This window comes from Phyllobacterium zundukense (genome assembly GCF_002764115.1).
In the GTDB taxonomy this organism is placed as follows: domain Bacteria; phylum Pseudomonadota; class Alphaproteobacteria; order Rhizobiales; family Rhizobiaceae; genus Phyllobacterium; species Phyllobacterium zundukense.
In genome coordinates, this window is the sequence record NZ_CP017940.1 from 214,282 (window position 1) to 234,107 (window position 19,826).

The 19,826-nt window shown below is 58.3% G+C and carries 19 protein-coding genes and 1 pseudogene; 9 read left to right on the forward strand and 11 right to left on the reverse strand.

What is annotated here, in order from left to right; translation table 11 throughout:
* Positions 1-12: 12 nt before the first annotated feature.
* Genes BLM14_RS01055 through BLM14_RS01085 form a run of 7 tightly spaced genes read right to left on the reverse strand, consistent with a single transcriptional unit; the run spans position 13 to position 6,888 of the window.
* Positions 13-927 (reverse strand): ABC transporter ATP-binding protein, encoded by a 915-nt coding sequence (locus BLM14_RS01055; RefSeq protein WP_099997705.1) that lies wholly within the window; start codon positions 925-927, stop codon positions 13-15.
* On the reverse strand, positions 924-1,739 hold the full coding sequence (locus BLM14_RS01060) for an ABC transporter ATP-binding protein (protein WP_099997706.1): 816 nt from the start codon (positions 1,737-1,739) through the stop codon (positions 924-926). Before BLM14_RS01060 ends, BLM14_RS01055 begins: the two co-directional genes overlap by 4 nt.
* Positions 1,736-2,626, reverse strand: a complete 891-nt coding sequence (locus tag BLM14_RS01065; protein ID WP_099997707.1) for an ABC transporter permease — start codon at positions 2,624-2,626, stop codon at positions 1,736-1,738. Before BLM14_RS01065 ends, BLM14_RS01060 begins: the two co-directional genes overlap by 4 nt.
* Positions 2,627-2,628: 2 nt before the next feature.
* A complete protein-coding gene (locus BLM14_RS01070) occupies positions 2,629-3,606 on the reverse strand; it encodes an ABC transporter permease (RefSeq protein ID WP_099997708.1) in 978 nt (325 codons plus the stop codon).
* A gap of 54 nt (positions 3,607-3,660) precedes the next feature.
* Positions 3,661-5,313: an ABC transporter substrate-binding protein gene (locus tag BLM14_RS01075; protein ID WP_099997709.1), complete on the reverse strand. Its 1,653-nt coding sequence runs from the start codon at positions 5,311-5,313 to the stop codon at positions 3,661-3,663.
* Positions 5,314-5,339: 26 nt separating this feature from the next.
* A complete protein-coding gene (locus tag BLM14_RS01080; RefSeq protein WP_099997710.1) occupies positions 5,340-6,365 on the reverse strand; it encodes a glycoside hydrolase family 3 N-terminal domain-containing protein in 1,026 nt (341 codons plus the stop codon).
* 43 nt (positions 6,366-6,408) lie between these two features.
* On the reverse strand, positions 6,409-6,888 hold the full coding sequence (locus BLM14_RS01085; RefSeq protein ID WP_099997711.1) for a GNAT family N-acetyltransferase: 480 nt from the start codon (positions 6,886-6,888) through the stop codon (positions 6,409-6,411).
* 818 nt (positions 6,889-7,706) lie between these two features.
* On the opposite strand from BLM14_RS01085, the gene BLM14_RS01090 reads away from it, so the two are divergent.
* Positions 7,707-9,098, forward strand: coding sequence for an FAD-binding oxidoreductase (locus BLM14_RS01090; protein WP_099997712.1), 1,392 nt, complete (start codon positions 7,707-7,709; stop codon positions 9,096-9,098).
* Between the two features lie 95 nt (positions 9,099-9,193).
* Here BLM14_RS01090 and BLM14_RS01095 read toward each other — a convergent pair whose 3' ends face one another.
* Positions 9,194-9,805, reverse strand: a complete 612-nt coding sequence (locus BLM14_RS01095) for a LysE family translocator (RefSeq protein ID WP_100000964.1) — start codon at positions 9,803-9,805, stop codon at positions 9,194-9,196.
* 104 nt (positions 9,806-9,909) lie between these two features.
* On the opposite strand from BLM14_RS01095, the gene BLM14_RS01100 reads away from it, so the two are divergent.
* Positions 9,910-10,377 carry an Lrp/AsnC family transcriptional regulator gene (locus BLM14_RS01100; protein WP_204251976.1) on the forward strand — a complete coding sequence of 156 codons (468 nt, stop codon included), beginning with the start codon at positions 9,910-9,912 and terminating at the stop codon, positions 10,375-10,377.
* Between the two features lie 64 nt (positions 10,378-10,441).
* On the opposite strand, the gene BLM14_RS01105 is transcribed toward BLM14_RS01100, so the two are convergent.
* Entirely contained in the window at positions 10,442-10,906 is a 465-nt protein-coding gene (locus BLM14_RS01105) for an AAC(3)-I family aminoglycoside N-acetyltransferase (RefSeq protein WP_099997714.1), read from the reverse strand.
* 210 nt (positions 10,907-11,116) lie between these two features.
* Here BLM14_RS01105 and BLM14_RS01110 point away from each other — a divergent pair, with 210 nt between their 5' ends.
* A complete protein-coding gene (locus BLM14_RS01110) occupies positions 11,117-11,329 on the forward strand; it encodes a cold-shock protein (RefSeq protein ID WP_100000965.1) in 213 nt (70 codons plus the stop codon).
* Positions 11,330-11,463: 134 nt separating this feature from the next.
* A pseudogene (locus tag BLM14_RS01115) lies at positions 11,464-11,703 on the forward strand (LysR substrate-binding domain-containing protein); the annotation flags it as partial.
* 30 nt (positions 11,704-11,733) lie between these two features.
* Here the strand turns inward: BLM14_RS01115 and BLM14_RS01120 are convergent.
* Positions 11,734-12,615, reverse strand: a complete 882-nt coding sequence (locus tag BLM14_RS01120; RefSeq protein ID WP_100000966.1) for a LysR family transcriptional regulator — start codon at positions 12,613-12,615, stop codon at positions 11,734-11,736.
* Positions 12,616-12,744: 129 nt separating this feature from the next.
* Here BLM14_RS01120 and BLM14_RS01125 point away from each other — a divergent pair, with 129 nt between their 5' ends.
* From BLM14_RS01125 to BLM14_RS01145, 5 genes are all read left to right on the forward strand, one after another.
* Positions 12,745-13,092 carry an antibiotic biosynthesis monooxygenase gene (locus tag BLM14_RS01125; protein WP_099997716.1) on the forward strand — a complete coding sequence of 116 codons (348 nt, stop codon included), beginning with the start codon at positions 12,745-12,747 and terminating at the stop codon, positions 13,090-13,092.
* Between the two features lie 235 nt (positions 13,093-13,327).
* Positions 13,328-13,786 carry a (2Fe-2S)-binding protein gene (locus BLM14_RS01130; RefSeq protein ID WP_099997717.1) on the forward strand — a complete coding sequence of 153 codons (459 nt, stop codon included), beginning with the start codon at positions 13,328-13,330 and terminating at the stop codon, positions 13,784-13,786.
* A gap of 4 nt (positions 13,787-13,790) precedes the next feature.
* Entirely contained in the window at positions 13,791-15,944 is a 2,154-nt protein-coding gene (locus BLM14_RS01135) for a xanthine dehydrogenase family protein molybdopterin-binding subunit (RefSeq protein WP_099997718.1), read from the forward strand.
* 2 nt (positions 15,945-15,946) lie between these two features.
* Positions 15,947-16,588 (forward strand): Isoquinoline 1-oxidoreductase subunit, encoded by a 642-nt coding sequence (locus BLM14_RS01140; RefSeq protein ID WP_237143429.1) that lies wholly within the window; start codon positions 15,947-15,949, stop codon positions 16,586-16,588.
* Positions 16,589-17,056: 468 nt separating this feature from the next.
* Entirely contained in the window at positions 17,057-18,769 is a 1,713-nt protein-coding gene (locus BLM14_RS01145) for a cache domain-containing sensor histidine kinase (RefSeq protein ID WP_157929465.1), read from the forward strand.
* A gap of 70 nt (positions 18,770-18,839) precedes the next feature.
* On the opposite strand, the gene BLM14_RS01150 is transcribed toward BLM14_RS01145, so the two are convergent.
* Positions 18,840-19,808, reverse strand: a complete 969-nt coding sequence (locus BLM14_RS01150; RefSeq protein WP_099997721.1) for a formylglycine-generating enzyme family protein — start codon at positions 19,806-19,808, stop codon at positions 18,840-18,842.
* Positions 19,809-19,826 lie beyond the last annotated feature (18 nt).

Consider the following 19,826-nt stretch of genomic DNA (forward strand, 5'->3'; position numbering starts at 1 on the left):
GCGACGGCGCTCCTAAGCCGCTATCTGGCGGACAAAGTGATCGGGCTCGATTGCGACGACGCGCTCCTGGAGAACTGCGGAAAGACGACGGACTTCTTCCACGTCGGCGTTCTTCAATCGCGCTTTCGGATCCTCGAAGCGGATTTCCGGATCCGGCACCGCTGAAAGAAGCAGGCGCGTATAGGGATGCTGCGGGTTGTCGATCACCTTGTTGACATTGCCCCATTCGACAATCTGGCCGGCATACATGACGATGATGTCTTCAGCGACGTAGCGGGCCGTCGCAATGTCGTGGGTGATGTAGAGCAGGGCGAGCTTCATATCCCGCTTCATCTCGTTGAGAAGGTTGAGCACGCCGAGGCGCACCGATACGTCCAGCATGGATGTTGGCTCATCGGCCACGATAACCTCGGTACCGACCGCCAGCGTTCGCGCAATATTGATCCGCTGGCGCTGACCTCCGGAGAGCTCGTGGGGGTGCTTGGGGGCGATGATCGCCGGGTCGAGCTTGACCCTCGTCAGCAGCTCCGCGACGGCTTCGTCGATCTGGCTGCCCTTCAAATCGCGCCGGTGCAGTTGCAACGGGCGGCGCAGATGATAGGCGATCGTGTGTGCAGGATTGAGCGAAGAGAATGGATCCTGGAAGATCATCTGCACGGAGCGCCGGTATGCTGCCAGCGCCCGGACGTCACCGGTTTCCACCGGCTTGCCCTTGAACAGCAGCCGGCCTTCGCTCGGCGTATATTCCCGCATGACGAGACGCGCGCAGGTTGTCTTGCCGCTGCCCGATTCCCCGACCAGCGCCAATGTGCGGCCGGGATGCAGCGCAAACGACACCGATTGCGCTGCCTTGACCGCGAAAGGGGCACGGCCAAAGGTTTTTGAAACGCGGTCGAGCGCCAAGATGGCATTGCACGGATCAGTCATGTGGCTGCGATCTCCGTCACCGTGGCCCCGTGCAATGAGGGGAACGAGGCCCACAGCTTCTTTGTGTAGTCGTGTTGCGGTGCGCCGTAGATTTTCTGGGCGGTGTTCTGTTCGACGAGCTTGCCTGCCAGCATGATGCCGATGCGATCGCAAACCTGAACCATCAGGCCGAGGTCGTGCGTGATGAACAGGACCGAAAAGCCAAAGGTCTTGCGCAGTTCGTTGATGCGCTGGAGGATTTCGCGCTGGACGACGACGTCGAGCGCCGTCGTGGGCTCATCCATCACGACGATTTTCGGATTGAGCGCGAGACAGATCGCGATCACGATGCGCTGGCGCATGCCGCCCGAGAACTGATGCGGATAGTCCCTCATGCGGTCTGGCTGGATGTCGACGAGACGCAGCATCTCGGCTGTCCGCTCCCGCGCCTGCTTGCGGTTCATCCCCTGATGCGTGTGCAGCACGTCGTAGAACTGCGCCTCGATGCGCAGCACCGGATTAAGCGAATTCATGGCGCTCTGGAATACCATGGCCACTTCGCGCCAGCGAAAGTGGCGCAGCTCCCGGGGATCGAGATCCAGCACGTCGCGACCCTCCAGCAGAATCTGGCCGCTGCGGATCAGCGCCGGCGGTTTGTGAAGGCGGCTGATGGCAAAGGCGATCGTGCTCTTGCCGCAACCGGATTCACCGGCAAGACCGAAAATCTCGCCATGCGCGACGTCGAAACTCACATCATCAACCGCGCGAAAATCGGTTGTTTCGCCGATGTAGTCGATGGTCAGGTTTCTTATGGAAAGCAATGGCTGGGTCACAGGCGGCCTTCTCCCGAACGGATCAATGCGGTCCAGCGGCTCAGACGATTGCCTGTCCGCAGACGCGGATTGGCAATCTCGTCAACCGCGAAATTCAGCAGCGAAAGCCCGACACCCAGAAGGGCGAGGGCAAAGCATGGGGTGAGAATATCCCACCATGCGCCGACCGACAGGGCCGACGCCTTTTGCGCATTGTAGAGCATCATGCCCCAGGACACGGTTTTTGGATCGCCGAGGCCGAGGAATTCCAGCGTTGCCTCGGTAATGATGGCAAAGATCACGCTGCCGATAAAATTGATGCCAACGATGGAAATGAGATTGGGAAAGATTTCGAAGGTCATGATGCGCCAGCGCGGCTCGCCCATCATTTCCGCGGACTTGATGAAGTCCTTGTGTTTGACCGAAAGGGTTTCGGCACGGGTGACGCGCGCGCCCCAAGCCCATGAAGTAAAGCCGAGGATAATGGCGATGACCAGCGGGCTGGCCTGTCCGATGAAAGCGGCGAGGACCAGGAGCAGGGGCAGGTTCGGCACGACCAGCACCATGTTCGTGAAGAAGCTGATCACTTCATCGGTCTTGCCGCCGCGATAGCCGGCAATAATGCCAAGCGCCGTGCCAAGCGCCGTTATCAGCAGTCCGGCTCCGAAGCCAACGGCAAGCGACGTGCGCGCGCCATGGATGAGGCGCGAGAAGACGTCCTGGCCGATGCGGGTGGTCCCGAGCCAATGATCCGCCGATGGCGGCTGGTGCGGCCGGCCAACGCGGGCTGCCGGATTGTATTCGCTTAGAAGCGGCGCTGCGAGTGCGATCAGCACGATGAGCGCAATGATGATCATGCCGATGAGGGCCTTGCGATTGCGGACGAGACCGGAGAGGAGAACACCCATTGTCATGCCCCCCGCAGGCGCGGGTCGAGCAGCACATAGCTGACATCGACGATGAAATTGGCGACAAGCATGGCGACGGTCATGATCAGGAGCTGGCCCTGGATCACCGGATAGTCGCGCGCGAGAATGGCCTGATAGAGAATGTTGCCGAGGCCCGGATAGTTGTAGACGACTTCGGTGACGAGCGAGCCGCCCAGGACGGTGCCAATGGCGATGGCGAGGCTGCTGACCGTTGGCAGCAAGGCATTGCGCGCCGCGTACCAGATCATGACGCGGCTGTCGGACAGGCCCTTGGCACGCGCCATGACGATATAGTCCTCGCCGAGAAGGTTGATCATGTTGTTGCGCATGGTGACCGCAAAGCCGCCCGTGAGCACGGTGCAGAGCGTCAGCATCGGCAGGATGCCATGGCAAAGCAGGCTGCCGATATAGGTCAGCGACAACGATGGATCCAGCGCCGGGTCGGCGGCGTAGCCGGTCGGAAACCAGCCGAGCGTAAAACCGAAGAAGAACAATACGATGAGCGAGGTGACGACCGCCGGGACGGAGGTTGCAAAAATGGCGCCGACGGAAACCACAACGTCGAAGATCCCGCCGCGCCACCACGCGGCGAGAATGCCGAGGAACGTGCCGAGGGTGAAGCTGATGATCGTCGCCGTGCCCATCAGGCCGACCGTCCAGATCAGCGCGTGGCCGAGAACCGAGGTGACGGGCAGCGGGAAATATTTGATCGAGCGGCCGAGATCGCCGGTGAAGATGCTTTGCAGATAGGTCAGGTATTGCTGCCACAAGGGACCATCGACAAAGCCAAAAGTCAGTTTCAAGGACGCAAGATTCTCCGCCGACAATTCGGTGCCGGTGCTGGAAAACATGATCTGGATCGGATCACCGGGCATCAGGCGCGGCAAAAAGAAGTTGATTGTGGCAGCCGCCACAAAGGCTGCCAGGTAGAATCCGAGGCGGCGGAGCAAGAAAACCATATGCTTCTCCCATCATGGCGCAGGAGCGATCGCAACCGCTCCAGCGCCATGCGGTTAGTTTGCCGGCTTCAATGCCAGGAGGTGCAGCAGACGCGCTGGATTGTTGCGCGTGATGGACGGGTTGACGAACGGGTTGTCGGGCGTCGACCATCCGGTGAAGCGCTTGGTGTTGTATTGATACCAGTTGGGATTGTTGTAGACGGGGAACATGGGCAGGTTTTCCGCCACGATGCGCTGAGCCTTGTTCATCACCTCTTTCCGGGCGGCGGGATCGGCTGTCCGGGTAAAATCAACCAGCAGTTTCGCGAGATCCGGATTGAACCAGCGTTGCGCGGTGAACCGCGTCTTTCCCTTGTCGGTCTCATTAAATGCGCGCTGATAGGGATAATAGGGCGACGCTGCCGCAGGGAGGCTGTTGATGGCCATGTCGAACGTGCCGTTGATCAGGTTGCCCGTCCAGACGGCTTCTTCCGGTGTGGCGATCTTGGCGTCGAGGCCGCTCTCCTGCATGCCCTCGATGGCGATCTGCACGGTGTCGATCCAGTCCGTCCATGCACTGGGCACAATGACGGAGAACGATATCTTGCTGCCATCCGGATTGTCGCGGAAGCCGTCGCCATCCTTGTCGACATAACCCGCTTCATCGAGCAGTTCCTTGGCTGCCTCGGTGTCATGTTTGCCGAACTTGCCAAATGCCTCGATGACCGAAGGATCGGACCAGGGTTTGTAAAGTTCGCCAAGACCGGACGGGTCCTCGTTGAGCGTCGGATAGCCATAGCCTGCCACGTCAACCATGGCTTTGCGATCGAGCGACATGCTGACCGCCTGGCGGAACTTGATGTCGTTGAAAGCCTTGCGGTTGGCCTCGTTGGCCGTTTCCAGATTGAACAGGAACGCCACCATGCTGCTTGGTGTGTACCAGTAGTGGAAATGCTCCTTGTCCTTGGCGACATAGGTGTTCTCGACATCGGGAATGAATGAAACGCCCCAGTCGAGCGTACCGTCGGCGGTCGCGGTCAGGATCTGGTTGTTGTCGGCAAGCTGTGGAAAGCGCAGGCAATCGATCTTGAGTTCAGCGGCGTCCCAGTAATTCGGATTGCGGCATTGGTCGTAGGTCTGGCCGGTGAAACGCGGAATTTCTGTCAGCGGGCCGCTACCGACCGGGGTCTCATTGGCAAAGGTAACGGGATCGGCAATGTCCTTCCAGACATGTTCTGGAATGATCGGTACCTGGACCAGCTGGTCGGCCGCAAGGGAGCTTGGGTTAACCAGCGTGAAGCGTATGGTCTGCGCATCGACAGCCTCGATGCCGTCAATGAACTTCCAGATGCTGACGAAATCGAGTGCCGGGAACTTCTTGAGATAGTCGTAGGTGAATTTGACATCGGCCGCTGCCAGCGGCTTGCCATCGGACCATTTGAGGTCCGGCCTCAGCTTGAATTCAATGCTCTTGAGGTCGTCCGCCAGCTTGAAGCTTTCCGCCAGGCGAAAATTCGGCTTGTTGTTGTCGAAGCGATTGAAGAAGACAAGCGGCTCATAAATGAAATCGAGCGTGCTCTGGCGCGCCGATGTCTGATTGAACGGGTTGAAGTTTCTCACCCACGTCGTCGCGGGTTCGATATTGGCGGTGAGTACGGTCTGCGCCAAGGCGGGGCTTGAAAGCAGTACAAATGCGGATGCGGCGGCGAGCAAACGGTTCTTGAACATATTTATTCCCCTGGTTGGTTTTTGACTTAGCTTACAAATGCACTGGCAAACATGTTTTCGACTTCGGCATGGACCTGCGCCACGTTCACCTTTTGTGATCCGAGACGGGACTTTGCGGCATCGATCCGCCTTGCAGCTGCTTCGCTCAACGGACGGGCAGCCTTTGCAGCGGCCTCGCTGTCGGCAACATCGCCGTGGCTGTGCAGGGCAATGTCGTAACCGGCATCCAGCACCTGCTTCACACGTTCCGGCATCGTGCCTTCAAGCGCGTTCATGAAGATGCAATCGGAGATAAGGACGCCGTCATAGCCGAGATCGTTGCGGATCACGTCATGCAGGACGGGCGATACGGAGGCGGGTTGTTCCTTGTCGTAGGCCGAATAGACCACATGGGCGACCATGGCCCATGGCGTGCCCTTGAGATCAACGAACGGCTTGAAGTCCGTGGCGAGCAGCGTCTCCCTGCTGGCGTCGACCACCGGGCGTTCCTTGTGCGAATCGAGCGTTGCCCTGCCATGACCGGGAATATGTTTCATAATCGGCATGTTTCCGGTCTCGAGCAGCCCCTCGACAACTTCGCGGCCCAGCGTCGCCACGAGTTCGGGGTCGGCGCCGAATGACCGCGCACCAATGACTGCGCTCGTCGTCGGGAAAACCAGATCGAGTACCGGCGAACATCCACTGGTGAGGCCAAGTTCGCTCATCATCGTTCCCATGGCGCGCGAAGAAAGGCGCAATGCCTGTTTGGCGAGCGCCAGATCATGGCGCGCCAGTTCTGCGAACTCGCCGAAGCTGCGGAACAAGGGCCATGGTCCCGCATCGAGATGCTCGACCCGGCCGCCTTCCTGATCGGTAAAGACCGGGGCATCGTCGCGGCCAACCGCCTCGCGGAAACTTGCGACCAAGGCTTTGGCCTGGTCTGGTTCGCGCAGATTGCGGCGGCCAACGAAGAGACCGAGGGGATTGGTGTCCCGAAACAAGGCAATCTCATCCGGAGACAGTGTCGGGTTGGGGATGCCGACAAACAGGGCAAGAGGCGATTGTCTGGACACTATATTCACTCCATAGGAACTGTGTTGCGATGGGAGCAGGGGCTCAGGTTTTCTTGGCACGCAGCATGCCTTGATAAATTCCCTTGCCCTCGGCAGGGATTGTCATGGCACCAACGGCGTTGACGTAGAAATCGACAGGACCGGCATCTCCAATGATCGCGTACGCATAGCCCATGGATTTCATGGCCTGCAGCGATGCGGAGAAGAGTGCGATGCCTACACCCTTGCCGCGACTGTCCGGATGAACGCCTGTCGGCCCGAAAAAGCCGCGCGCCGTGGTGTCGTAGCAGGCGAACCCGACGAGGTTCCCGTCATCGATGGCAATAAGGCATGCGGACGGCTGGCGAGTGATGGCGACAGAGACTTCACTGGCCCAGTTGGTGCTGAAATTATCGCGAACCCAATCAACGACCAGTTGCATTTCAGGGGGCAGAACAGGCCGAATCAGTACATCTGCATGACGGGTCTGTTTCTCCAGATCGGAGAGCCTGTCGGTATATAAGCTAACAAGCAGATCAGCCAAGCAACTCTCCTCAATTCCAATATTATGGAATATATCCCCTTTTAATGTAATAGACTTGGATTTTTACTCCGGCTTGTCAATCGTTTTATTGATCGCCCCGGTTACATCCAATCAATGAACAAGCAGGATCGAAAATGGGTTCAGGCGCCACTTTGAAGTGTTGAAGCTGCAACTGATTGCCCAGGGATAGGCAATCAGTTCCAAGGATGCCGAGAATGGTCCAGGCTCCCATGAGCCGCAAAGGGACCTTCAAGGCTCCCGCGCGAGCGCAAAGGATATTCGTCTGCTTGTACTGGCCAGATTGCGCCTAACCCTAATTATTTATGCAAATATGTGGGAAAAAGACCAAAAACAGAGGTTGAGTCACGCTGACGTAACGCTCCGTAACATAATTTCATGACGTGGTTGCGAGTTTAGCGCATGAAAACAACACTAAAAAGCATTCAAGCATGTGTGAAAAGCGAGCAGACAACAGTGGGGGACCTAAGCCGGAAATTCTATAGTTAGTTGGTTTAGGATAAAAGGCTTAGCACTGTGATTAACGGGACGATATTTTAAAGAGTCTAGAAAACGACAGGCAAAATATAATCAATTACGCGCTCCACGGGGGCGCGTTTTGTTTTGTCCAAACGTCCAGTTCTGACAAAGCCCGGACATCCGCCCGAGCGGGGCTCTTGCCCCGGCAGACAGCGGGCGAGGCGACTTCCTGGAGAAAATCGAATACACTATCGAGACGGCCGCTGGCTCCGTCAATCCGGTTGAGGCGATCAAGAATGCCTGTTTGACCGAGTCGCGCTTCAATTTCTGGGGGAACGACGATGACTGATGCTTCATTGCGAAACCGGGCCGGCAAAGCCTTGCCGACCGAGAGGGCAACTGCATTTGCCAACGAGGTCCAGGGCGACCTGATCCAGCCGGGTGACCGGGATTACGAGGAGGCCAGACATATCTGGAATGCTCTCGTCGACAAGCATCCCGGCGCGATCCTGAAATGCCGCGACACAGCCGATGTTGTCGCCGCGGTGAAATTCGCACGTGATAATGACATCCTCGTGGCGGTTCGAGGTGGCGGCCACAACGTGGGCGGACGAGCGCTCTGCGATGATGGACTTGTTATCGATCTTTCGCGGATGCGGGACGTCCATGTGGACCCCGCCCGGCAAACCGTGCGGGTCCAAGGCGGTGCCACCTTGGGTGATGTTGACCGCGAGACGAATGTGCATGGCCTTGCGGTGCCGTTTGGCGTGATCTCGAAGACGGGCGTCGGTGGGCTGACGCTTGGGGGTGGCGTGGGGTGGCTGGTACGCAAGTATGGCCCAAGCTGTGATAATGTTTTGTCGATGGAAGTGGTGACGGCCGATGGCGTCGCCAGGACCGCCAGCGCGGACGAGAATCCGGACCTGTTCTGGGCATTGCGTGGTGGAGGCGGCAATTTCGGGGTTGTTACCTCGTTCCTTTACCAGGCCTATCCGGTCTCGACAGTGTTTGGCGGACTGATCGTCTACCCGCGTGCGGCAGCCGGAGAGATCCTGCGCGCCTATCGCACGTTCATGGAAACCGCACCCGAAGACCTGACCGTCTATGCCGGGTTCATCTGCACGCCTGACGGAATTCCTGCGACGGCGGTCGTCCCGTGCTGGAGCGGTGAGGACCTGGCAGAGGGAGAGAGAGCCATCGCGCCGCTTCGCAAGCTCGGCGAGCCACTGATGGATGCCGTGCAGGCCATGCCCTTTCCAGCCATGCAGTCGATTCTCGATGCCGCCTTCCCGGCTGGGACTCGGAATTATTGGAAATCAGCGTTTGTGAAGGGGCTTTCGGACGAGGTGGTGGATGTGCTCGTGGAGCAGGCGAAAGGGATGACATCGCCGTTGTCGGGACTTCTCATTGAGTATTACGGCGGTGCGGGCGGGCGAAAGGCGAGCGACACGAATGCGTTTGCCCAGCGCAGTTCGGATTATTTGATCGGCTTCATGCCGCAGTGGACCGATCCGGCCGAGGACGATCCCCAGATCAATTGGGCGAAGGGTGCGTGGAAAGCGATCCAGCCCTATGCAACCGGTGGCTATCTGCTGAATTACCTCGCGGAGGGAGAGCAAGAGGCGGTCCAGGCTGCATTCGGGGCGAACTACCAGCGCCTGGTGGAACTCAAGCGCAAATACGATCCAACGAATTTCTTTAGAATGAACCAGAATATTCAACCGGACGCCTAGGCTGGGACATCACATGAGTAGACCTTGTCTTCCATGTCGTGAAGGACTGGCTTTGGCGCAGAGCGGACTCTGCGTCCACTTCTGAGTGTCTGACTCTATTTTACGGCGAGGCTCCCGGCAGCAAGTATCAGGAGCGCACCGGCGACCCCTTCGCCCCATCTCCGGCGGCGATCGTTGAAATTGCCACGCTTGCCGACGGTCGCAACAACGAAACTCAGAATTGTGTAGACCAAGCCGCACAGGCCGATGAAGATCGCGGATAGCATCGAGGCTTGTACGGCAACGTTTCCTTCGTGGTGCATGAACTGCGGGAGGATGGCAAAATAGATCATCATGCCTTTGGGATTGAGGAACGCCGTCAGGAAACCCCGTTGAAGCTGATTTGTGTCGTCCCCGCTCACAAGTGTGAGTTTGCCTGCCTTCATCGCAGACTTGATCAGCTGAGAGGCCAGGTAGACCAGGTAGCCGACGCCCAGCCAGCGAAGGGCGGCGAAGAGAACGGGCGAGGCTGCGATGATGGCGGCCACGCCCAAGGCTACCAAAACCGAGTGCGCCATGTAGCCGATGCAGACACCCGCCGTTGACCGCAGTCCGGCCGGCGCTCCCCCGGACAGGGCTTGCGAGGCCACAAAAAGCATATCTGGACCCGGGGTACAGATGAGCGGCAGGACAGTGGCTGCGAAGAGGAGCAAAGTTGTGGTTTCCATGATTGGCATCATAGGTCTGAACGCACGCAACCGGGTTGCGAAGTAGCCAATTTTGATCGCATAATTGGTATTCAAATCGCGAAATAGAAAATTATTAGCAGGAGATGCCAATGCGGCTCGACGAGTTGGACAAGCGTATCTTACGTGCCCTGCAGCACAACGGCCGGCTGCAAAATGTCGAGTTAGCGAAGGAAGTCGGCTTGTCTCCATCGCCATGTTTGCGGCGGGTTAGGCTCCTCGAAGAAGCCGGGATCATCGACCGCTATGTGGCGGTGCTCAATCCAGTGAAGGTCGGTCTGCCGCTCTCGATGTTCGCTCGCATTTGGTTGACTGCACAGGACGCGGAGACCATCGACCATTTCATGGAGGCCATGAAAAAGCTCCCGCAGGTGATGGAGTGTTACATTATGCTGGGCGAAAGCGACGCCCTGTTGCGCGTCGTCGTTTCCGATCTCGACGATTACCGGCACTTTCAGTCGACACATCTTACGAAGATCAACGGTATTCAGAACGTCAAGACGGACATACCAAGCCAAATCGTCAAACAGACTTATGCGCTGCCATTGCGGTGATGGCTGCCTTTCGTGCAGAGCGAAAACATTCGGTTCGTGGGACTTTGATATGATCGCTAGTGAGTTACCCGTCGAGCCCTATGTCGAAATGAAGGACCTCCTCGCGAACTCCGAGCTTTTCGTACAAGGCAATCGCCGGGTCGTCACCGTAATCGGCCTGGACATATATGACCCAAGCCCCGCGGCGCTTGGCGATTTCTCTTAAGTGGTTGATGAGAGCCGTTGCTATTCCTTGCCGGCGATAGTTTTCATCAACCGCAAGGTCATAAATATAGAACTCACGTCGCGCCTTCTCAAACTTGTCGAGTTCATAGGCGACAAGCCCACCCACCACACTTTTGCCTGCCAGCGCAACCGTGGCCACGATGTGATCCTTACCGAGAAAATCCTTCATATAGGCGTCACTTGGCGGGTGGTTTCGGTACGTCTCGTGATCGGAAAATGCATCGCCAAACAGGGCGTTCAACTGACGAAGAAGCGAGACGTCATCTGGCGTAAGGCGCTTGAGTGGAAAGGGCTGAGAGGACATGGGGGGATTTTACCACAGTTTCCGAAGGCGCTTCCACTATGGACTGGGTGCGGCGTTGTCCGTTGATTGGCGCTTGCCGAGGGAATTATGCGACCGATCTCAGGACTTTCCCTGATTGACTTTCAGCGCCTTCCCCATGGATCTTGTTCCCCCGGTTGAAGACCGGGTGTTCGCATCGGGCGGGCATTGTCGATGATAAGAAGGCAGAACATGGCAACTGGCACGGTAAAGTGGTTTAATTCAACCAAGGGATTTGGTTTTATTCAGCCGGACGAGGGGGGCGCTGATGTGTTCGTCCACATTTCAGCGGTAGAGCGTGCTGGTCTGCGTACGCTTCTCGAGAACCAAAAAGTAAACTTTGAACTGGTGCGCGACAACAGGTCGGGGAAAGTTTCAGCCGACCAGCTAAGCGCAGCAGGCTGAAGCGAGCCAATTCTTCGCACTGCACCGCAGTAAGAGTTTCAACTGATGCGAGGGTGTCGGTCCTCGCATCAAGTTTCGGCATGGTCGGTGGTTACCCGGCTATATCGACGACGACTTTGCCCGTCGCGCTTTTCCGTTCGACGGCGGTATCGCGCAGCAACAACAGGGATGTCCAGGCTCGCTTGTGCGCCCTCGGTGCGGGCCTTGCAGTCCTTCCTGCAGCGATCGGCGACAACACGCAAGGCATCGAACGCGTGAGCGTCAACGAACAGCCGCCGCAGCGAACAATCTGGGTCGGCTATCATAGGGATTTGCGCAGGCTTGCGCGGTTGAGGGCCTTCCTCGATGTTGCCATCGCGCGGTACGTTTCGTGAGAGCTGTCCCGTCCGACTAAGCAGCCGTTGTCAGGTATGAAACAGATTCTCCGCCATGAACTTCACGAAGGCCTGGATTTTTGGAGACAGGTGCCGACTTGACGGCCACAAAATGCGGAACTCGCCGACATCCTCGATGTGCTTGTCGAGAACCGCTACAAGCTTTCCATCATCGATCTGCCTGCCGATGGTGAACAGCGGCAAACAGGCAAGGCCAAGTCCTTCCTCGGCCATACTGATCAGCGGCTCGAGGGTGCTGGCCATCGATGACACAGGCAATTCCAATTTCCCTTCGCTTGCATCCAGCGGCCACCGCTCGAGTTTGCCGGATGAAGGGTACTTGTGATGGAGGCATATGTGGGCGGACAGGTCTTGCGGCCTTTCCGGAACTCCGAAGCGGGTGAAGTAGTCTTTCGATCCCACGATACGGTGAGAGAACTTCCCCAAGGTCCGCACCATCAGCCGGCTGTCGATAACTTCTCCGGTTCGTACCACAGCGTCAAAACCCTCTTCAATCACATCGACCAGACGATCCGTGAAATCCAGGTCTATCGTTACCTCCGGGAACAAACGCATGAACTTGGTTATTGTCGGCATGAAAAGCATTCCGGCGAGCGGCAGGCTGACACGAAGCCGGCCGCGGGGTGCGGCCATGGTTTGCGACAATTCCTGTTCGGCGGCTTCTATTTCGGAAAAAATCCGCCGGCAGCGTTCAAGGAACATAACTCCCTCTGCCGTGATCGCGATGCTGCGGGTATTGCGGTGAAACAACCGTACCCCGAGCCTCTTCTCCAAGCGGGCCATTGTCTTGCCAACGGCAGATGACGAGACGCCGAGCGCTTCGCCTGTCCTCACGAAACTGCGGGTTTCCGCCACAATCATGAACACATTCAACGGGCCGATGTTGTCCACGGGGTAATCTCCATTGCGGACGTTGATGTCCGGGATCAACGGAGCCATAGCCCATTTTTTCAACCCGTGTCGCGGACTAACGTTGAGGTGGCGGAAGTTTCTGCCGCCTCATTTTCGAACGGAGATCAAGTGACACATCCTCATAAGGCCGAATTCCAATTCATTCCCGAAGCCACAGTGTTCATCGTGAACGTCATTCATGCCCACCCAGGCAAGCAGGAGGAAGCATTCAAGATAATCCAGGATGTCGTGCACTATGTTGCGCAACGGAAAGACGGATTTCTTTGGAGTAACCTGTCAAAAAGCACAGACGGCAAAACCGTTGTGAACATCGAGGCGATCCGCGACGAGAACAACGTCGCGGAATTTTTCTCCGATCCTGTCTTCGTCGAAAAATTCAAGATGTTGGACACTGTCTCGAAAAGTGAATTTCACATCTACAGGGTTTCCGACCTCGTGCTCCCGCCCAACTCATGAGGTAGGGACGGCAGATCCTTCCGGCCGATCAAACTTTGGGCAACCGGAAGGATCTGCGACATCCCGTTATCTTAATCTGAATAGCGGACCGTTTGTGGGCGGATCGGATGATGCACCGTCCATTGGGTACTTTCCGTGTCGGCACCAAAAGTTCAAAGCTTGCTGCTCCCCGCGATTTCAGCTAGTTTGGCGGTCGCTGTAAGTTCGTTGGGGACGGCTATCGGCCGGGGTTCACATGTCTCATAATCTTATGGTTAATGGCGACAAATATGCCGTTGATGTGGATGACGACATTCCGCTTTTATGGGTCCTTCGTGACACCATAGGTCTTACCGGCACGAAATTCGGCTGTGGCATTGCCATGTGCGGTGCCTGCACGGTGCATGTCGACGGCGTACCGATGCGGTCGTGCGTCATGCCGGTCGTTGAAGCGGTAGGCAAGCCTGTCACCACGATCGAAGCGATTGGCGATACCGCCGAAGGTGCGCGGATACAGAAAGCCTGGCTGGACATAGATGTTGCCCAGTGTGGTTACTGTCAGTCTGGACAAATCATGTCCGCGACCGCGCTGCTGGCTGCCAATCCATCGCCGACCGACGATGATATCGACGCTGTCATGGCCGGAAATATCTGCCGATGCGGCACCTATCCGCGTATTCGGGCGGCCATCAAGCTGGCGGCAAAGGCGGGGTAATGCGATGTCGATTCATGACAAAGTCAATGCTTCCGTCTCGCGTCGCCACTTTCTCATCGGCGCATCGCTCACAGGAGCAGGCCTGATCATTGGATTGCAGCCATCGCTTTCATCGGCTGCCGCGGGCGACCTTGAACCAAACCCCTTCATTCGCATTCCCGCCGATGGCAAAATTGCGCTCATCATGCCTTCCGTGGAGATGGGGCAGGGCATCTACACTTCAGTGGCGATGCTGCTCGCCGAAGAACTGGAAGTCACCCTCGACCAGGTGGTGCTGGAGCATGCGCCTGCTGATCCCACCCGTTACGCAAACCCCTTGCTTGGCGACCAGATCACCGGCGGTTCTTTCGCTATCCGCGGTGTTTACGAGCAGATGCGAAAGGCAGGCGCCAGCGCCCGTGTGATGCTGGTGAACGCCGCCGCCCGTGGTTGGGGCGTTGCGCCGGATACGTGCACCGCCGAGGCTGGGCAAGTCGTTCATGCCGCAAGCGGCCGCCGCGCAGCCTATGGCAGTCTGATCCAGGCTGCAGCATCCGAGGCGGTTCCGCAGGAGGTGCCGCTCAAGCCCGCATCGAGCTTCAAGCTGATCGGCCAGTCCATCCGGCGTCTCGACAGCCCGGAGAAGGTCAACGGTACGGCAAAATTCGGTATCGACGCCCGCCCGGAAGGCGTGTCTTACGCGGCTATCGCGATTTGTCCCCATTTCGGCGGCAAGCTGCGCTCAGTCGAGGACGGGCCAGCAATGGCGGTCAAGGGTGTCAAAAAGGTCGTCCGCATCGAGGACGCGGTTGCGGTGGTGGCTGACAATACCGGCGCTGCGCGCAAGGGGCTTGCTGCGCTCTCCATCGAGTGGGACCCGGGTCCCAGCGGCGATCTTTCATTGGCCGAACTCGAGAAGCGCGCGGAAGATGCGATCGGCGGCAAGGCCCTGCCCCACATAAATGAAGGCGATGTCGCCAAGGCCGAAGCTGAAAACGGGCCGGTTCATGATTTCATCTACCGCATGCCGATCCTCACGCATTCGGCGATGGAGCCGATGAATTGTACCCTTCACGTTCGCAAGGACAGCTGCGACGTGTGGGTCGGCACCCAGGTGGCGGGCCGGGCGCGGCAGGCCGTAGCCGATGTCACGGGCCTGCCTGTGGATAAGGTCGTCGTTCATAATCACCTTCTCGGTGGCGGTTTCGGCCGAAGGCTCGACGTCGACGGCGTTATTCTGGCGGCGAAGATTGCCAAACAGGTGGATGGCCCGGTGAAGGTTACCTGGAGCCGCGAGGAGGACATCCGCCACGACTGCTACCGCTATCTCAACTACAGCAAGATCACAGCGACGCTGGGTCCAGATGGCATGCCAGTGTCATGGCGGCATCGTGTGATCGGTCCGGCCGTCATGGCGCGCTGGCTACCCGCCTATACCCGTGACGGCATCGATCTCGACATCATGGCTGGTGCAGAGTCGCCATACGCGATCCCGAATAAGTATACCGAGTTTGTGCGCCATGAGGCTCCGGACGGAATGTTGACGGGTAACTGGCGCGGCGTCGGCGCCACACGCAATATCCCCCCGATCGAAGGCGGCATCGACGAACTGGCTCACGCCGCGAAGATCGATCCGCTCGAGTACCGCAGGCGCCTGCTTCAGCATAAGCCGCGTCTTCTGGGTGCACTTGATCTGGCCGCGGAGAAGGCCGGCTGGACGAATGCCCTCCCTCAAGGCAAGGGAAGGGGGATCGCCCTTTCGGAGGATTTCGGCAGCTTTGCCGCCATGATCTCTGAAGTCAGCGTCGGGGACGACGGAAAACTCAAGATCGACCGCATCGTTTGCGCAGTCGACTGTGGTCAGGTCATCAATCCGGACACGGTGGACGCCCAGATATTGAGCGGCGTTATCTATGGCCTCAGCGCTGCTCTCTACGGACGCATAACCGTCCAGAACGGTGCCGTCGTGGAGGGCAATTTCGACGACTCTCCCGTTCTGCGAATACATGAGACCCCGAAGATCGAGGTATATATTGTGCCGAGTTCGGAAGCGCCAGGCGGCATAGGCGAGGTCGGCACGCCGGGGGTCGCCCCCTCGCTGTTCAATGCGATCTTTGTGGCGACGGGCAAGCGGCTGCGGTCGCTGCCGATCGACCAGAACGATTTCCGGAGGGTGTAATCATGGCTACGCGTTTTGTCGCCATTGCGATCGCATCCGTTCTCGCTACGGTCGGAACCCTTGTTATTATCGGACCCTTGCAAGGCTATGCCGAGACATCGGGTAGCGGGGCGCTCAAGTCCGTCTCCGACTTCGACGCGATTACTGACACCAGCGCACGCTCGAAGGCCATCTTCGAAGAGGCAAGCCGCGTCTTGACACATCCGCGCTGCATCAACTGCCATCCGGCAACACGCAGCCCGACGCAGGGTGACGACAAGCATCCGCATGTGCCGTTGATGGTTGCCAGCAAAAGCGCATTGGGTCCGTCGGGACTTGTATGCGGCACCTGCCACGGCGCAGAGAATCGTCCGATCGTCGGAAGCCGCATGAAATCCATCCCGGGTAACGCACACTGGTCATTGGCTCCGGCCAGCATGGCCTGGCAAGGGCTCACGGTCAGCGAAATATGCCAGCAGGTCAAGGACACGAGCCGGAACGGCAATCGTTCGCACGACGATCTCGTCCGCCATATGGGCGAGGATCACCTGGTGGGCTGGGCCTGGCACCCAGGCGAGGGACGAACCGCCCCTCCCGGATCGCAAGAGACATTTGCGGCGCTGATCGCCGCTTGGGTGAAGACCGGTGCCGACTGTCCAAATTGATTGTCAAAAAGGTTGTACAGGAAAGCGATTTCCTGGTGGCAAGCCACTGCCGTTGACGTATCCGTAAGCTTACCGCTTGAGGTCAGGCTCCTTCTTCGAGCCCAAGCGGACACGTCGTGACTTTGCAGCAGGAGCTTCGATTTTGAACTGGCGGGCAAGCCGATTCCGCTCCAGTAAAAAATAACTGCTGAACCTTTGCTGGACCACGAACGCACTTTGAACATAGCTGCCGCTGAGGAAGGCGAAACGGCTCGTTCAGAAACGCCTTCACCGCAGCTTTTTTGTGTGCGCGCGGCGCGCATGGAGTCGAGGCACAGCCCATCGGTAACCAACGATTGTAAACTTCTTTCCTCTACAGTCTGGTATGGTAGCGGCGGGAGGAACCGCCTACTCTTGGCCGGGGGCATTATTACGCTGACGATCGAGATTCTTTGCAGGAATACTCAAGCGTGGCACGGGGAGCGACCATTGAAAATTCTGCGCAGATATAATGACTACTGGAACATTTCGGCTGTTTCTGCACTTCTGCGGCGCCTCGGCCTGATGTTTCCGGGCGGAAAGCCAGTTCGGGCCGATATGACCGCGAATGCCAGTACAATCACATCGGTATTATACGGCTTCTTTCTGGTCCTCAGTCTCGCTGCCATCGTGGCGGTCTTCGTTGTCGGCGTTCGCGAAAGCAGGGAACGGATGATATTCCAGTCCAAGATACAGCTTCGCCAGAAGACTGCCCTGCTGGAAGCCTATGTAAGCAAGATACTCGAGGCGAACGACATGGTGCTCAAGAGCATTGCGGCGGAGATCGACCCGATGCCCTGGTCCGAAATTACCGCCTCGCAAGACGTATCGAAGCTGTTGGCCACCCAGAAGCAATATCTGAAGCATTCGGGCGTGATCGCGCTGGTAAACCCGGAGGGATGGCTCGTCTCCTATAGCGAGGGCTTCCCCGCAAAAACGTTCAATGTAACGGACCGCGATTATTTCCGCTTCCATCGTGACCGCCCCTCGGAGCTTACCTTCATAGGCGAACCGATCGTCGGCCGGGTCTACGGGAAATCGTCGCTGACGATGAGCAAGGCGCTACGCCAGCCGGACGGGGGATTTGGCGGTCTGATATTGATCACGATGCCAATCGAATATTTCCTCAATCTGTTCAACGGAGCTGCCTCTCCGTCGGATGTCGCGCAGTTTCTGCGCGAGGACGGGAAAGTGGTGGTGAATGTTCCGTTCCGGGAAGGCAGCGTGACTACGCCTGAGTGGTTTGCCCAAGCGATTGCCGACAATCCCAAAGTGGGTGTTGTCAATTACCGGTCCTCTTCGGAAGGGATCGACCGCCTGGTGGCCTATCGCAAGGTCGGAGAATTTCCTTTCTACGTGACGTTTGGAATAGACGAGAGGATATTGCTCACCGGCTGGAGACAGTCCGTGCGCGTTTACGGTGGCGTTTTGGGCATCGCGCTGGCGGGCTGCACGGCGGCGGCATGGCTTGCGCGCCGCCGTTCGGTCGCGTTGATACACTCGAATGAGTCTCTGCGGGAAGTGAGCGAACGGCTTCTGGTTTCGCAGGACGAGCAGCGCCGCTCCATTGCCCGGGACCTGCACGACTCCACCGGTCAACATCTGATCGGCGCGGCCATGGAACTGGAAAATGTGAAGTCGCGCATGCCGAATCTCGACAACGAAACGCTGGCGTCGCTGAAGCGCACGGCGGAACTCATTTCCCGGAGCAACGAGGAACTGCGGACGCTGTCCTACTTGCTTCATCCACCCATGCTGGACGAATCCGGCCTGCCTAACGCGCTGGAACTGCTTGTCGCCGGATTTGAGGAACGGAGCGGTTTCGAAATCGAACTGCGGGTGGACCCGGATCTTGGCACGAAGCGGCCGCGCGCGGATGTGGAACTGGCCATTTTCCGCATTGTGCAGGAGGGCCTGACCAATATCTATCGGCACTCCCGGGCCCGAAAAGCGACGATCCGGCTGGTCCGTCAGGGCCTCGAACCCCATCCGGTTCTGTCGCTTACCGTAAGGGATGACGGCGTTGGAATAGAGCGGCGAAGCCGCAGGCGCATGGGCGTCGGCCTTTCAGGCATGGAGGCACGCCTGCGGCCTTTCGACGGCACGCTGCATATCTCCACCGGCAAGACGGGAACGACGATTTCCGTCAAGGTCCGGGCCTAGCCAATTCCCCAAAGCATGACAGCTCATCAAGTCCTCCGCGGTTCTGTGCGAGCAATCTGGTGGTTCGAGGTTACAGCCGCTTGACGCAGCGGAATCCGACATGGCTCGTGGACGTATCCTCCGGCTCGGCATGGCGGGCGGCAGGACGATAGCGCCGGCAATAATTGGGTGCGCAAAGGTGAGAGCCGCCTTTGAGAACGCGCCTTGGAATTCGGATTTCGGGTTGTCCGGGGTCGTAGCTGGCGTCGATTGCCCCGCCGCGCGGATTAACAGGGATGCAGCAGGCTTTTGCCGCGGGCTCCGGGTGGCGGGTGGACCAGAAATCGCCCGTCCACTCCCACACATTTCCGATCATGTCGTAAACGCCATAGCCGTTGGGTGGGAAACTGCGGACGGGCGATGTCCGGTCATGGCCTTGGGAGCGAAGGTTGTGATGGGGGAATATGCCTTGCCAGGTGTTGGCCATTTGCCGCCCGCCGAGCGTCAACTCATCACCCCAGGCAAATTCTGCGTCATCCAGCCCGCCGCGCGCGGCAAGTTCCCATTCCGCCTCGGTCGGCAGATCCTTGCCGGCCCAGCCGGCATAGGCCCTGGCGTCGCACCAGGCGACATGCACCACGGGATGATCGAGCTTGCCCCGCAGGTCGCTCCTGCGGCCATAGGGGTGTTTCCAATCGGCACCGAATTTGAATGTCCACCACTGGGTGATGTCGGGGCTCGTGACGGGTCCGCTTGGGGGATCGAACATCAGCGACCCCGCCTTGAGCATGTGAGGAAGTGCTCCGGGGTAGTCCTTGGGGTCGGGTGCCTTTTCGGCGAATGTCACGTATCCGGTGGCTTTGACGAATTCTGCGAACTGGCGATTGGTGACGGGTGTTTCGTCAATCCAGAAGCCATCGACCTTGACCGGATGGGCCGGTGCTTCCTCGGAGTAATGCTTGTCCGATCCCATGATGAAGGTTTTTCCAGGAATCCAGAGCTGGCCGTCCTTCGATACTGGCTGTTCATCGAGGTTCGCCCGCTCAATTACGACTGTCATCCTGTTTGGCCTCCGAAT